We start from the raw sequence: 14,720 nt of genomic DNA on the forward strand, positions 1-14,720 counted from the left end.
TGATGAATGCAATTGCCATATGGTTTGGTGTAGGGTAACGGGGTGGGGGTACTGATGACAGACCTTATTGATGCAAACTGGGATCAAAGGGCTGTCCTGTTTTAATGACAACATAGCAAATGGCAAGTAACTTACGCATCACTGCCACAATCACCTGTTTTTTACATTTACCATTCGCCAGCAGTCTTTGTACAAATGGCTGAAAGGCTTTATAGCGACCAAAGCTAACCACCACCGCAGGCATATATAACACCTCACGAATGTCTGGTCTACCACCATGACCAATGGTGGTTTGTTTATTGATGCTACTGCCAGATTGATATGCCCTTGGCACAAGCCCCACAAAGCTGACCAAATGTTTAGATGACGCAAAGCGAGAACCATCACCAATCAATGCCAAGAGAGGTGGTATTGATTTTTTGCCAATACCTGGAATGCTGTGCAGCAGTGTGGCACGAACTTTTAGGTTAACATCGCTGTTTATGGTTTGCCAAATCACACAATCCAACTTTTGAATGTGTGTTTGCCAATAGTTGATGGTACTTTGAATAAAGCTTAGGGTATGGTAATTGGCAGTTTCAAGACGAGTTAATTCATTGGTCAGTTTGTGTTTGCTGTGGTGTCTTTGGCGTACAAGGCTAATCATCTTATCTTCAATGGGTGATGGTGGTTGCCAAAGTGGGGGATTTTCGTGGCGACCATAGCGGGCCAAAAGAGCAGCATCTTGTTTGTCTGTTTTATTACGAATGCCCAAACTTTTGGCGTAAGCACGGATAAAAGCAGGGTTGACGACGCTCACTAAAAATCCAGCCTGATATGCCCAAAGTGCCAATGCCTGCCAATAGATGTTGGTGGATTCCATGATAAAATGAATATTGAGACATGTTATTTTGTGTTCAGTTAGGTGGTTTGTTAGGTAATTTGATAGGTCTAAAAAACCATCATCGTGGTTGCAAAAACGGGCATAAAAAGTGCTGTTATTTTGTAAAAAGCTGATGTCAAATGAAGATTTGGCAATGTCTATGCCGATGATAAGCGAATAAAGAATAAGGGGTGAATTGTCTGTATTAAGATTGTTTTTATTAAAATCATTTTTGCTAAGCATGTAGATAAACCCAACTGCAGTAGGTAAATGTCTGACGACTCAACCTAGCTTACGGGTTTTACCCAAGATACCGACCGAGTTTAATATTAGACATTTCAATAATTTTGACACACTTAAGCGATAAATACAACTTAAGTATTTTTTATCATTTGGCGGTTATTTGCCATTAGACTGTGAATTAAGTTTATTGATGTGCTTAAAATAGGTTTAATTTTACAAAAGTTCATGGTAGGATAATCAGTTAAGAAGATTGTTTTGATATTGGTTTTTATATTCAATTGGTTTTTATATTCATTGTTAAGGATTTATGATGATGACATCAAATTTACCCAAAGAGCTTGAAAATTTTGACATTGAGCAACTGGCTGCCATCAGTAAAAATGCTCAAGCCCTTATCCAAAAAAAGCAAAAACAAAAGCTGTATGACGCATATGAGCATTTTGAGCAAATTGCCAAAGAGATGGATTGCACTGTGCAGGACATTTTAGCCGCTGGCAGTGAGCTGGAATATGAGCGTAACATCAAATACCGCCATCCTGATGACCCAAACAAAAACTGGACAGGGCGTGGGCGTATGGCGAAATGGCTAAAAGAAGAGATTGAGGGTGGTAAAGCATTAGAAGATTTTGCGGTTTGATTGTTGCGGTTTTGGTTAATCGTTGATTGATGACTGATTGATGATAAGGTCGTGTTCATTTGGTTGGATACGACCTTTTTGCAGTTTATTATCAATACTTTTTGCAGTTTATTATCAATATTTGTTGTCAATATTTGTTATCATGGCGGTCATGTGTTTGGTCGCTATGTGTTGTTATTCATTGTGCTGTTATGTTGTGAGATCCCATCGTGTCGGTGTCGTCCTTGTTATCGTCTAAAAGCAAATCTAAAAGCAAGTTTAGAGCCAAAGCAAATGACTCAGCCAACAGTCAATCATTGACGGCACGCCCAAGCGTGTTGTGGTGGTTGATTGGTTTGGTGTTGTTGTGCTTATGTGTGCTGATGCAGATGCCAGCGTCTTGGGTGGTGCAGAAGTTTTTGGGTGATGATGACCATATCCAGTGGGTCTCTGGTAATTTGTGGCAAGGTTCGCTGTCTTGGCAGATGCCCATGCAGGGCAAGCCCCCCTTGGTGGGCAGTGTTGATTGGCAATGGCAACCCAGTCAGCTGTTGTTGGCTCGGTTGGGGGCAGATGTGCAAGTGGTCTCTGGTGGCACACGTTTGCAAGGCAAGGTGGCAAGGGGCATTGGCAAATGGCGAATGGTGGACATAAATGGTCGCATCGGGGCAGATACGCTACAGACATTGGTTGCTTGGCAAGTGCCTAATGCTCCCATTGAAGTCAAGCAAGTCAGCTTGGTGTATGATAAACAGATGGGGTTTAATAAAGCTGATGGCATGATGAGTTGGGTGGGCGGTGAGCTGAGTTATCCCAGTGGTGGGCGAGTGTTTGAGATGACGTTACCTGCCATGACTGCCCAGTTGACAAGTAAAAAAACTAAGACAGATAATGTTGCCAACACAACTGCCACAAATGGCAAGCAACATGCCTTACATTTACAACTGCTTGATGAAGACAGCAAACGATTGGGGGCGTTGTTGGTGGATGCTGATGGTATGGTGGATGTCAGCTTGACCCAAAGATTGCTTGAGCATGTGCCTGATTATCAAGGGTCAGCTCCTAAAGACAGCGTGGTGGTGGCGGTCAGACAGCCGTTAATTTTGGGTGTGTTAAGCCATACGCACAACCCTGATGGCCACAACCTTGATGCCCATAGCCCTGATACGCACAACTTTGATGCGCCACCAGTAGAACAAGGTGAGGGCTTGTGATGGGCATGCTAGATAAGCTAGGCAGCAAGATAAAGGACAACTCATTTATCCCCACCAACCGACAGGCAGGCACGCTTGAGCGGGTATTTGAGCATGTGGTGGCGTGGCTCAATCGTCTGTCGCCGTTGGCGTTATTGTTGTCGCTGTTGTGGCTTTGTTGGGTATTGGCTCAACTGCTGTGGTTGTTATTATCACCCCCCACTGCTCCCAGACTGCCTGTCGTGGCATTACAACCGACTGCCATACAGACTGTGCCACAAGATACGTATATGGTGTTTGCCAATCCGATACCGCAAGTGCCTGTTAATCAGCCACCCCCAGATATTAAAGTTCAAGGGGTGATGGTGGCAACGCCTGCCCATCTTTCTTCGGCAATTTTGTTGATGAATGGTGTCAGTCAAGGTTATGGTATCAATGACCCATTGGCAAATAGTGGTTATACTTTGGCGGCGGTATTTTGGGATAAGGTTATGATTGCTGATGCCAATGGGCAGACCGTGGATATTCCCTTGCGTGAGCCGATGCAACTTGACCAACCCAATGCCTTTGCCAATCCTGCCACAGGCATGATGCCACAAACCCTGGCAACTTTGCCTACTGATGTTGATGGTTTTGATGTTGATGGTTTTGGTGATGTTGGTGGCTTTAATGGTGGTGAACATCATGATTTTGGTGGTGTAAATGCCTTTGAGCAAGCTGCTGATGAGTTGCGTCATAATCCTGCTGGATATTTAAGCCGTATGGGGGTGATGGCGGTGGGTGATGGCTATCAAGTGACTGATGCGATGCCCAGTGATATTAAAAATCGCCTAGGTCTGGAGGCAGGAGATAGGGTCATCTCAGTCAATGGTCAGAGTGTGGGTAGCAACCCCATGCAAGATGCTGATGTGATTCAGCAAGTGCAACAATCAGGCACAGCCAGTATTCAAGTACAACGAGGTGAGCAGGTCATCACCATTCGCCAGCAATTTTAGTTGGTTTTTATCGGTTTGGTCATCAAGGTTTAATCATCATATTCAATGATTGTGTTTGATGAGTTTGTCTTCAAGGGAAGTTTATATGTGTTTGTTAAAAGCCATTCATCATAAAATGAGAAACAAGATGAGGGTGGGTGCGTTGGTATTGCCATTGACGGTGGCGGTGATGTCAGCGATGATGCCACACACGGCATTGGCTGAAACTTGGAAAGTCAATCTACAAGAAGCGGACATCAAAGGCTTTATTAATGAAGTGGCGACCATCACAGGCAAGAACTTTGTCCCAGACCCACGCATCAATGGTAACATTACCGTCATCTCTCAGCGTGCCATGACTGAAGCTGAAGTGTATGATTTATTTTTGAGCGTGATGCGAGTCAATGGCATCACTGCCATTGAACGCAATGGCTTGGTTGAGCTTTTACCAGATAACGTTGCCAAACAGTCAGGCGTGGCGGTGGACATTGATGGCACTGCCCGTGGTGAGCAGATGGTGACCCGTGTCATTTATCTGTCCAGCTCACGAGCCGACGAAGTGTTGTCAGTCATTCGCCCCATCATGCCCCAGTCTGCCCACGCAGCAGCGGTTGGTAGTGTCAATGCCTTGGTGTTGTCTGATAGGGCAGATAGCCTAAACCAGTTAACAGCACTCATTCGTGATTTGGACAGCAATGTGAGTAACAGCGTGAGCGTCATTCCCCTACAACACACCGATGCTCAACGGATGCTGGAGCTGTTATCTGGGGTTACCGAGCAAGCAAGCCAAGGGCAAGACTCATTAGGCAGTCGCTTAACACTCACAGCTGACCCTGCTTCAGACCGCTTAATTGTCATGGGCAATCCTGAGCAGATTGCCAAAATTCAAGCCCTTGTGAATCGTCTTGATACTGTGCCAACACGACGATTAAGCGGTGTGCGTACTTTTCGGCTTAACTATGCTGACGCATTACAGACCGCAGAGATATTGCGAGCCTTGTTAGGTGGGCAGTCCATCAACAGTGCTGAGACGCAGTCAACCTTATCCACCGCTTCTTTATCCAATGGCAGTAGTGCCATGAACAACAGTGGCAATGCCTCTACTGGCTCTAATGGAGGTTCAAGCACAAATGCCATCAGTGGCGGTGGTGAACAAAATAACGGCAGACGTTACAGCATCATCGCCAATGAAACTCAAAACGCCATCATCGTCAATGCCCCTAATGAGCTGATGATGGAGATAGAAGACACCATCATGCAGATGGATATCAAAGAGCCACAGGTACTAATCCAAGCTGCCATCATTGAGATATCAGGCGATGATGCTCGTCAGTTGGGTGTACAATGGGCATTGGGCAGTGCCAATTCAGGCTATGGCGTGGTCAACTTTGATAATGCTGGCGTGAGTGCCACGACACTGGCAACAGCAGCATTGAGTAAAAGTGCCACCGCCGTCAGTGGGGCGGCCAGTGCCATTGCTGGGGCGTTATTGGGTTTTGGCAATAGTCGTCAACGCCATGGCTCAACAGAGTTTTATGGGGCGATATTACAAGCCCTTGACCGCACGACCAGTGCCAATCTGCTGTCTACGCCTTCCATCATGACCTTAAATAATAAAGAGGCCAAAATTTTAGTGGGGCAAAATGTGCCATTTGTTACAGGCTCTTACAATACCAACAGCAATAACAGCAATCCATTTCAAACCGTCAGCAGACAAGATGTGGGCATTCAGCTTAACGTCAAACCACGAGTGGGGCGAGATGGTACAGTACGCCTAGAAGTGTCCCAAGAAGTGTCAGCGGTTGTGCCAGGCAGTACCAACAACATCAATGGCTTGGTAACCAATAAAAGCTTTATTGACACCACCATCATGGCAAAAGATGGGCAAACGGTGGCATTGGGAGGCTTGATGCGTGATAACACCACCAACAGTGCTCAAAAAGTACCTGGATTGGGTGATATTCCGATGCTGGGGCGATTATTTCGCTCTGATGGCAAATCCAATCAAAAAAGCAATCTCATCATTTTTTTGCAGCCAACGGTGTTGTATGACAGTGCGGCGGTGGCGAGTATGACCGAAAAACGCAACAATCAGCTCATCAGCATGCAGTTGGTGATTGACAGCAATGGCACAATTAAAAAAATTCCTTTAAAGCAACCTGTCAGTCAATATCCACAAGTGCCTGTGTCCGTACCCATGCCCATCACTGTTCCTGATAAATCGGTGTTAAACAGTCTGACACATGATGACTTAATTCATGATGACTTAATTCATGATGACTTGATTGATGATAACTTGATTGATGTTACCCCCAATCAGCCAATGGCCATCACGCATCAGCAACCCATCACAGCACCAAAAACCATACAATCTGTTCAATCTGATTAAATCAAATGGCATAAATCAAATGGCATAAAGGCAGATAATTCATTGGTAAATAATTGGCAAATAATTGGCAGACATACCATGGCAAAACACGCACCCAATCAACCCAACGGCATGTTAAAACAGCACCAAAAAACGATGTGGCTTAAGCTTGGTAAGCTTAGCTTGGTGGCGGTGGGATTAATGTTTATCCCACGCTCCAGCAGTCGTAAGGCAGATTATGACAAGAAAACAGCCACAAGGTAAACAGCCACAAAACAGGTTGGGCAGGTTGGCAACATCGTCAAGGCGATGGCAATAACAATGACTGTAAAGTGGGCTGAGCAGGTCAAAATAGCCAGCCCCTATCAGCACATCTTAATCTTAGCTTATTTTAATTCAGTTTATTTTAACGCACGGTTTATCACATCCATATCATCTATGCCATCAACATCTTCAACATCTTATCCACTTTTACCTTATCAACATGCACACGCTTTGATAGACACACACACGCATTTTGATGTCAGCATTTTTGATGCTGACCGTGAGCAACAAGTGTTAAATGCAATGCAGGCAGGGGTGCGTCATTTGGTGTTGGTCGGTTATGTTGCCAAATACTTTGAGCGTATGCGTGATGTTCAACAACAAATCAACCAGCAGGTTGCAAGGCAAGTGGATAAGCAGTCAGCCACGCAAGCAGAACACAACTTGCAAGCACATGTGGCATATGGCTTGCACCCATTTTATATTCGCAGTCATGACGATGCTGATTTGGACATTTTGGCAAATGAATTGCAACATCATGATTGCCTTGCCTTGGGTGAGATAGGCCTAGATACCTTTAGTAAAACCATGAAACAACCTGAACATTATCAGCGTCAGGTGCGTTTTTTTCAGGCACAGTTACAACTGGCACAGAAACATCAACTGCCCATCATGCTACACATTCGTAAAGCCCATGCTGACGCACTAAAAATCTTAAAACAGTTCCGTCATCAACAGCGTGGCAATGGGGGGATTGCCCACAGTTTTAGCGGAGCACAGCAAGAAGCAAAGGCGTTTGTCAAACTTGGCTTTAAACTGGGTATCACAGGGCAAGTCAGTAATCCCAATGCCAAAAAATTGCACCGCGCGATTAAGGCAGCGGTGGATTATGCTGGCTTAGAGTGTTTGGTGATAGAGACCGATTGCCCTGACATGACCCCATTGCCATGTCAACGTCGCCATCATCATCACCATGATGTGAATAAGCCCAATGATGTGAATAAGCAACCAGACAGAAATGTCCCTGCCAATTTGCCTTATGTGTTGTTGGCATTGTCTGAGCTGTTGTCTGTGCCAGTGCAACTGTTGGCAGAACGGCTTTGGCAAAACAGCGTGAATGCTTTAAACTTACCTCTTTAAACTTACCCCTTTCATCTTAATGACATAACCAACCATATGACTTATCATGCCCATGACTTCTTTTAACCCTGTTACCAATGACCATCAGATTGATGCCCAATATGACCGCCGTTTTGGTGGCACAAAGACCTTATACGGTCATGACGCAATGCAACGCTTTGGCAATGCCCATGTGTATGTGATTGGTATTGGTGGTGTGGGCAGTTGGGCGGCTGAAGCACTGGCAAGAACGGCAGTCGGTGAGCTGACGTTGATTGACATGGACGTGTTGGTGGCATCAAACATCAATCGCCAACTGCCTGCACTAGACAGCAGTTTGGGGCAAAGTAAAATCGAAGCAATGGCATTACGTTTGCATCAAATTAACCCACGGTTAACGCTGAACTTATGCGATGAGTTTGTTACCCAAGACAATGTCAATCAACTGTTGCCCAGCCGTCAAGACAAAGACAAGGCACATCAAAAGGGGCGTGGTATGGTGATATTAGACTGTACCGATGACATGAGTGCTAAGGTGCATATTGCGTTGCATTGTCGGTTTAATAAATTAAAGCTGGTGTGTGCTGGTGGAGCAGGGAGCAAAACAGACCCCACTCGCATCGGCATTAGTGACTTAAAAGACACCACCCAAGACCCATTGTTGGCAAGATTACGCAACAAATTGCGTCAAGAACATGGCATCAACCGTGAATTAAAAACTAAGTTTGGCATTCGCTGTGTGTATTCTGACCAACCGCCAGAGCATAGCAAGGTGGGCAGTCAAGCTCACGGCTTGCAATGTGGCGGTTATGGCTCAGCGGTGGTGATGACCGCCAGCATGGGCATGGTGATGGCAAGTGAAGCATTACATTTGTTGGCAATACCATAAAAAACATTGGCAACCAAACTTGTCAAACCGATGAACATGTCATCAGTTGGGATTATTGGTGGTTATGCCATTGATGAATGACGATGTTCATCGTTCATCGGTGATGTGATTGGCAACATTAATCAGCTAACACGAGTTTGATATTCGCCTGTGCGAGTGTCCACACGAATGGTTTCGCCTTGTTGGACAAATAACGGCACTTTAACCACTGCCCCAGTTTCTAAAATTGCAGGTTTACTGCCACCGCTTGATGTATCACCTTTTAGCCCAGGGTCAGTTTCGGTGATTTGCAGTTCCACAAAGTTAGGAGCAGAAACGGACAAAGGCACCCCATTAAATAAGGTGATGATGCAAGTTTCGTTGCTGTTTTCTTTGAGCCACTGCTTGGCATCGCCCATGGCATTGGCATCGGCTTGCAGTTGCTCAAAGCTTTCTGGGTGCATGAAATGCCAAAACTCACCATCTGAGTACAGATAGTTCATTTCATTATCAACCACATCTGCCCCTTCTAGGCTATCGCCTGATTTGAAGGTTTGTTCAAGCACTTTGCCTGTTCTTAGGTTACGCAGTTTCACACGGTTAAAGGCTTGACCTTTACCTGGTTTAACGTATTCGTTGTCAATGATGGAGCAGGGGTTGCCATCTAGCATCACTTTAAGACCTGCTTTAAATTCGTTGGTAGAATAACTTGCCATAATGTGTTTTCCAGTTTGTTGCCATTAAAAAGTTGACGTTTATTAAGCTTAGGGGTGATTTTTAGTTGCCCATCATTAGCTGACATCAGCTGACATCGCTTACTGACATCGCTTAAATGAAGCAGACGCCCTAATATCTTGCTCAATATCAGTGAAAAAAATCTCTGCCAATGCGTCAAATGGAATATACTTTGCGTTTTATGTGCTGTTCGTTTTATGTGCTGTTCTTAAAGTTAAAACATGAATGTTAAAACCCCATGTAAACGAAGCATTGAAACTCAAACGCCAGCTAAACGCATGACACACTCGCAGATTAACCATAGAATATGATAAACCATTTGCCCCCACAAAAAAACTGGCAACAGCAAATATCTGATGCCATCACCGACCCCATGCAGTTGCTTGAGCGGTTACAGATAACCGACCCTAAGCTGTTATCTGTGTATCAAGCACACGCCCAAACGTCCAAAAAATTCGGTCTAAAAGTGCCACATGCTTTTGTGGCAAAGATGAAAGTGGGCGACAGTCAAGACCCTTTGTTACGCCAAGTTTTGCCCATGTATGGACAAGATGTCCACACACAAGGCGGTGATGATTATATGCTTGACCCATTGCAAGAGGTGCATGCCAGTCCTGTAACAGGCATGTTACACAAATACCAGTCACGCATATTATTGACCGTAACAGGAGCCTGTGCGATTCATTGTCGCTATTGTTTTCGCCAGCATTATGATTATCAGGCCAACCGCCCATCATCACAGACGCAAGTGGTGCAAGATTACATTTTGGCTCACCCCGACATCAACGAGGTGATTTTTAGTGGTGGTGACCCTTTGAGTTTGAATAACCGTCGCTTATTTGTTTGGTTAGACGCCATGGCAACCATGCCACAAATCAACACCATTCGCTTGCACACTCGCTTACCGATTGTTATCCCTGAGCGTTTAGATGATGAATTGTTGACAAAATTTGACAGTTTAACCCAAGTGATGATGGACAACGCCATCAATCTTATCATGGTGGTGCATACCAACCATGCCAACGAAATTGATGACGCCACGGCAAGACAGTTGTGGCGATTGCGACACGCAGGCGTGACCGTCATGAACCAAGCGGTGCTGTTAAAAGGCGTCAACGACAACGTAACGGCACAAGTGGCATTAAGTCAGCGTTTATTTGATGCTGGGGTATTGCCTTATTACTTGCATCTTCTTGATAAAGTCAAAGGGTCTGCCTATTTTTATGTCAGTGAAGAACAAGCAGTGGCATTGTATTGGCAGATGTTGGCGCGATTGTCTGGCTATTTATTGCCAAGATTGGTAAAAGAGTTGCCCAATTGTCCATTCAAAACCCCCATTGATATTTACAAATCAGCCAAAAATTGTCAATATATGGGTTAGTCTTTGGCTGATTGCTTTATTTAATTGATTGAATAAAAATGAGCAAACTGAAAGGATTTGGCTGAAAGGTTTAGATTAAAGAACAGAATGTAGAAAATGGAATGTAAAAAACAGGCTTTAGAGAATAATTTATGATAAGTTTTGACACCTTTGTAAAATATTTGGACACCCAATTACCCTTAAGACCGCTGAACTTTAGCCATATTGGTGACGATGGCAAACAAATTAGCCAGTGGGGGGCTAATTTGATGATTGCCAATAAATCAGAACAATGCCAACAGCTTGAAAAAGTATTGACTGAGATGATTGTGGCAGACATCTCAGACCCCAAGCGTTTGGAGCTTATGAAGCAATTAAAAGAGGTGACATTTAGGGTCGTCAATCAACTCAGAAGTGATTATATTCATGAGCCTAGCCAGCTGAGCAAATTACAACATGGCATGGTCAATCAGGTAACCTCTATTTACTATTTAACCGCCTTGGTGTTCGATGGCATGATGACAAGGCAAATGAGCCAACTGCAACCAGCTGGCAAACAGACCAACAAACGGTCTTGGTGGACGATATTGCCCATTGGACGCTCGGACAATCAGGCATGTTTACAGCAAATCATTTATCAGCTGATGTATGTGTATTTGAATTTGATGATGGAGGCTGCCATTATTTTTACCAAACCACAACAAATTCTATGGCAACAGATGAACCGACTGTACATGGTGGCTAAATCGCAAGGCGTGCTGGACATGGTGTATCATGACAAACAACACAACAGCCATGCTGACAGTATCCATGACATTTATAAACAGGCGTGCTTGTATAGTTTGTTGCGTCCAGTGTCGTTTAGAAGACAAGATGTTTTGGGTATTCATAAAGTGTTGGCAAGATGGGCAAAGTTAGTCGACATTAGTGATGACCCCGTCAGTGAAAATAAAATCTATATTGATTTAAATTCTAACCAACCGCCTGAATATCTGACCCCATACTCTCGCATTAACCCTTTTACAGAAGACAGCACAAGCCTATTTGTGAATTTAGACAAATTACATGACTATTTAACCAAAGCACAAAGCAAAGAAGGCAAGGACCATATCAGTTTTGAGATGCGTCTGGCACGTCTGGCACAATATACCCTAGAGCAACAACAATATCTACAACGTGGCGAAAAACGCATTCCCACTCGACGACATGCCACCATTGTTACAGGCTTGCACCGCATTCATTATTATCTGTCAAATAAAATGCCATTGGAACGTTTGATTTTAGCAGATGAATTGCCCAAAGGATATTACCCAAAAATCAGCAGAGTGGCAGACAAGCAAGACTATAAACACACTTTAGATGCCACCATCATGGACATGAGTAAGACAGGGTATCGCTTTAGCTTTGGCGAATTAGATGATATTGACGTTACTGACGAAAATGAACAAATGACACAAGAGTATGAAAGAAAATCCGCCATCAAGCAAGCTGTTGCCAATAGCACCACCCTTAAAGTATTGAGCATTTTTGCCTTAATGCCTGATAAAACTGATGCTGAAAGCAATTGGGAGCTTGGGGTGATTCGTTGGATAGAGAATAAAGAACGCAGTATCGAGGTAGGGGCTCGTTTGATGGGGTACGCCATCACCGCTTGTGGTGTTCGCCTTGAAAGCAAAGATGAGCGGTCGCAAGATTTTGTGGTGGCGTTGCTGGTGGCAGGCAATGAAAGTCTGGGTACGCAAACATCGCTGATTTTGCCACAATACCATTTTAAAGAAAATGACCGTGTGGTGCTAAGAATCGGTGATAAACAAACCAATCTTCGCCTTGCCAAAAACATCAATAACAGTGATGACATGCAACAATATGAGATTGTGCGATTAGCAGGATAATGATTAATCATGTATTTTGTATGATAAATTGGTTGTTTTATTTGTCATATCATTTATTATGCCTCGCCTATTTCTTGATTAATAAAAAAACAATGATACATAAATGATACATATATGAGCAAACAAATGAAAGAGTTAAACTTACTGGTTATTGATGATGATCAGCTTTATGCTGAACGCTTGGTTGAGCTATTGTCATTGTATTATGACGATGTCAATCTGGGATTTTTAGATGACAAGGAAGAATTTATCAAAACCTTACGTCGTCACTGGGATGTGTTGGTATTTGGTCAAGCTTATGACATGAATCTCTTAGATGTGATAGGCATTGTGCAGGAGCAGGGTGTCGATTTGCCCATCATTGCCTTGGTGAATAATGAGCCGTCAACCGCTGTGCAGACAGAAGTGAGCTTGCCAGACACCATTAACGCCAATCTGATTAAAGCGTTGCCCAGTGAGCAAGAAACACAAGTGGTGCTTTCCATCATTTTGCAGGCAAGTGCGTTACAAACTCGCCGTAAGGTAGTTGACCTTAAATATATTTTAAGTGAGGCTGAACAGCGTGCCAACATTCTTATCAAAAACTCCAAAAGTGCGGTCGCTTATATTGACCAAGGCATTCATATCTTTGCCAATGAACCCTATCTTAAAATGTTTGGCTATGAAAGCATGGACGAGCTGATGGGCGTGCCTGTGATTGATTTGATTGCAGGTGGGGATAAGGTGAAAGAGTTTAAGCAGTTTTTACGCCGTTTTGATAAAGGCAATCGTGAGCAGGTAGAGTTTAAGTTTCAAAGTAAACGCACAGATGGCAGCACTTTTGAAGCCAAACTCCAAGTTGCGGCTGCCACTTATGACGGTGAGCCTGTTATACAAATCATCATTCAGCAGGACAACAAAGCGGCTAACAGTGCTGAGCTTGCTAAAAAGCTGGCAATGGCGGAGCGAACTGACCGACTGACAGGGCTAGAAAACCGTGTTGGCTTTATGCAACGAGCCAATGAGATGCTTGAGCAAGTGAAGCAAACCCAAGACCACGATGCGGCATTGATTTATTTACGGATAGATAACATCGGACAGATTAACACCAGTTTGGGATTGTCTGGGGTAGACACCACCGTGAGGCATGTGGCTCACCTGCTTAATGAATTTTTTACCGAGTCGTATGTGAGCCGATTTGCTGACAGTGTGTTTACCGTGTTGGTGGCAGACACCAATGAGAAAAAACTTGAAAAGCAGATTGAGTCATTGTTACCAAAAGTGGCACAGATGCTCATTGAAGTGGGTAATCGCACCACCAACACCACCTTAACAGCAGGGGCGGTGATGATTGAACCACAAAGCCCTGATGTGGAGACACTCATTCAACGAGCATTGGAATCTCAGAATAAAGCCTTTATAGACAGTGAGCAAGTGGGCAACACTTATCACATTTATGACCCCAGTCAATACGTCAACAGCGACGATAAGGCATTGGCAGAATATTTGGCAGGTGCATTTAGCAACCACCATTATTCGTTGCTTTATCAGCCCATCTATGACATACAGACAGACAGCAGTCATTTCTTTGAAGTGTATCTGCGTTTGAAGTTATCAGATGGTCAGATGATGATGCCTAACGAGTTTATTGATGTGGCACGAGAACACAATCTGCTTGAAAAAATTGACCGTTGGGTATTGATTAACGCATGCAAGCAATTGAGTAAGGTCAGGTCAAACCACCCTGATGCACGCATTTTGGTTAATTTAACCGCCGCTTCTTTGGTGGACGCACAGTTGCCCAAGGTGATTGAACAGCTTGTCCGTGCCGTTGGAGGTAAGCAAGGATCTTTGGTGATACAGTTTAATGAGCAAGATGTGGTCAGTCATCTGGCGGTTGCCAAAAAACAGTATGATAATCTAAAAGCATTGGGTTGTGATACCTGTATTCATGGTTTTGGTATGACCACCAAAACGATTGAAACATTGGCTTATATCCACCCAACCATGGTGCGTGTGGCACACAGTTATGTTAAGGACATCGATAAACCCGATGGGCTAGACACCATTAAAACCTTGATAACATCAGCCAGTGAGCATAAGACAGATACGTTGATGCCGTATATTGAGACCGCTGCCACCATGTCGGTGTCTTGGAGCGTGGGCGCTCGCTATCTGCAAGGGCATTATTTGCAAGAACCTGCTGTCGATATGAATGTTGCTTAGTTGGGTTTGCTGAATGAATGT

General features: G+C 44.2%; 12 protein-coding genes. 10 read left to right on the top strand and 2 right to left on the bottom strand.

The features are described from left to right. Positions 1-64: 64 nt before the first annotated feature. The gene (locus B0682_RS07170) at positions 65-1,105 is read right to left on the bottom strand and encodes an IS110 family RNA-guided transposase (protein WP_240494920.1); all 1,041 of its coding nucleotides are present in this window, start codon (positions 1,103-1,105) and stop codon (positions 65-67) included. A gap of 310 nt (positions 1,106-1,415) precedes the next feature. On the opposite strand from B0682_RS07170, the gene B0682_RS07175 reads away from it, so the two are divergent. From B0682_RS07175 to B0682_RS07200, 7 genes are all read left to right on the top strand, one after another. Further along, complete coding sequence (locus B0682_RS07175) at positions 1,416-1,742, top strand: H-NS histone family protein (protein ID WP_158077882.1); 327 nt, start codon at positions 1,416-1,418, stop codon at positions 1,740-1,742. Positions 1,743-1,966: 224 nt separating this feature from the next. After that, positions 1,967-2,935 carry a type II secretion system protein N gene (gene gspN / locus B0682_RS07180; RefSeq protein WP_240494921.1) on the top strand — a complete coding sequence of 323 codons (969 nt, stop codon included), beginning with the start codon at positions 1,967-1,969 and terminating at the stop codon, positions 2,933-2,935. Continuing rightward, positions 2,935-3,909 (top strand): type II secretion system protein N, encoded by a 975-nt coding sequence (locus tag B0682_RS07185; protein WP_078307799.1) that lies wholly within the window; start codon positions 2,935-2,937, stop codon positions 3,907-3,909. Before gspN ends, B0682_RS07185 begins: the two co-directional genes overlap by 1 nt. Before the next feature lie 85 nt (positions 3,910-3,994). Next, positions 3,995-6,277: a type II secretion system secretin GspD gene (gene gspD / locus B0682_RS07190; RefSeq protein WP_078307800.1), complete on the top strand. Its 2,283-nt coding sequence runs from the start codon at positions 3,995-3,997 to the stop codon at positions 6,275-6,277. A gap of 78 nt (positions 6,278-6,355) precedes the next feature. Further along, positions 6,356-6,520, top strand: coding sequence for a hypothetical protein (locus B0682_RS09520; protein WP_158077883.1), 165 nt, complete (start codon positions 6,356-6,358; stop codon positions 6,518-6,520). A gap of 174 nt (positions 6,521-6,694) precedes the next feature. Further along, positions 6,695-7,660 carry a TatD family hydrolase gene (locus tag B0682_RS07195; protein WP_078307935.1) on the top strand — a complete coding sequence of 322 codons (966 nt, stop codon included), beginning with the start codon at positions 6,695-6,697 and terminating at the stop codon, positions 7,658-7,660. A gap of 46 nt (positions 7,661-7,706) precedes the next feature. Continuing rightward, a complete protein-coding gene (locus tag B0682_RS07200) occupies positions 7,707-8,528 on the top strand; it encodes a tRNA threonylcarbamoyladenosine dehydratase (protein ID WP_143823321.1) in 822 nt (273 codons plus the stop codon). Positions 8,529-8,650: 122 nt separating this feature from the next. Here the strand turns inward: B0682_RS07200 and efp are convergent, their stop codons facing one another. Continuing rightward, positions 8,651-9,223: an elongation factor P gene (gene efp, locus B0682_RS07205; protein WP_078307802.1), complete on the bottom strand. Its 573-nt coding sequence runs from the start codon at positions 9,221-9,223 to the stop codon at positions 8,651-8,653. A 326-nt stretch (positions 9,224-9,549) separates the two neighbouring features. Between efp and epmB the strand changes: the two genes are divergently transcribed. From epmB to B0682_RS07220, 3 genes are all read left to right on the top strand, one after another. Further along, positions 9,550-10,623, top strand: a complete 1,074-nt coding sequence (epmB, locus tag B0682_RS07210) for an EF-P beta-lysylation protein EpmB (protein WP_078307803.1) — start codon at positions 9,550-9,552, stop codon at positions 10,621-10,623. Positions 10,624-10,754: 131 nt separating this feature from the next. Beyond that, the gene (locus B0682_RS07215) at positions 10,755-12,494 is read left to right on the top strand and encodes a hypothetical protein (protein WP_078307805.1); all 1,740 of its coding nucleotides are present in this window, start codon (positions 10,755-10,757) and stop codon (positions 12,492-12,494) included. A gap of 114 nt (positions 12,495-12,608) precedes the next feature. Next, positions 12,609-14,699: an EAL domain-containing response regulator gene (locus B0682_RS07220; RefSeq protein WP_240494922.1), complete on the top strand. Its 2,091-nt coding sequence runs from the start codon at positions 12,609-12,611 to the stop codon at positions 14,697-14,699. Positions 14,700-14,720 lie beyond the last annotated feature (21 nt).

It is taken from the genome of Lwoffella lincolnii (assembly GCF_002014765.1).
Classification (GTDB): Bacteria; Pseudomonadota; Gammaproteobacteria; order Pseudomonadales; family Moraxellaceae; genus Psychrobacter; species Psychrobacter lincolnii.

Bases quoted from the DNA above. Each gene is read 5' to 3' on its own strand.
- B0682_RS07170 (WP_240494920.1), bottom strand. From the start codon at position 1,105: ATGCTTAGCAAAAATGATTTTAATAAAAACAATCTTAATACAGACAAT.
- B0682_RS07175 (WP_158077882.1), top strand. From the start codon at position 1,416: ATGATGACATCAAATTTACCCAAAGAGCTTGAAAATTTTGACATTGAG.
- B0682_RS07185 (WP_078307799.1), top strand. From the start codon at position 2,935: ATGGGCATGCTAGATAAGCTAGGCAGCAAGATAAAGGACAACTCATTT.
- gspD (WP_078307800.1), top strand. From the start codon at position 3,995: ATGTGTTTGTTAAAAGCCATTCATCATAAAATGAGAAACAAGATGAGG.
- B0682_RS09520 (WP_158077883.1), top strand. From the start codon at position 6,356: ATGGCAAAACACGCACCCAATCAACCCAACGGCATGTTAAAACAGCAC.
- B0682_RS07195 (WP_078307935.1), top strand. From the start codon at position 6,695: ATGCCATCAACATCTTCAACATCTTATCCACTTTTACCTTATCAACAT.
- B0682_RS07200 (WP_143823321.1), top strand. From the start codon at position 7,707: ATGCCCATGACTTCTTTTAACCCTGTTACCAATGACCATCAGATTGAT.
- efp (WP_078307802.1), bottom strand. From the start codon at position 9,223: ATGGCAAGTTATTCTACCAACGAATTTAAAGCAGGTCTTAAAGTGATG.
- epmB (WP_078307803.1), top strand. From the start codon at position 9,550: ATGATAAACCATTTGCCCCCACAAAAAAACTGGCAACAGCAAATATCT.
- B0682_RS07215 (WP_078307805.1), top strand. From the start codon at position 10,755: ATGATAAGTTTTGACACCTTTGTAAAATATTTGGACACCCAATTACCC.
- B0682_RS07220 (WP_240494922.1), top strand. From the start codon at position 12,609: ATGAGCAAACAAATGAAAGAGTTAAACTTACTGGTTATTGATGATGAT.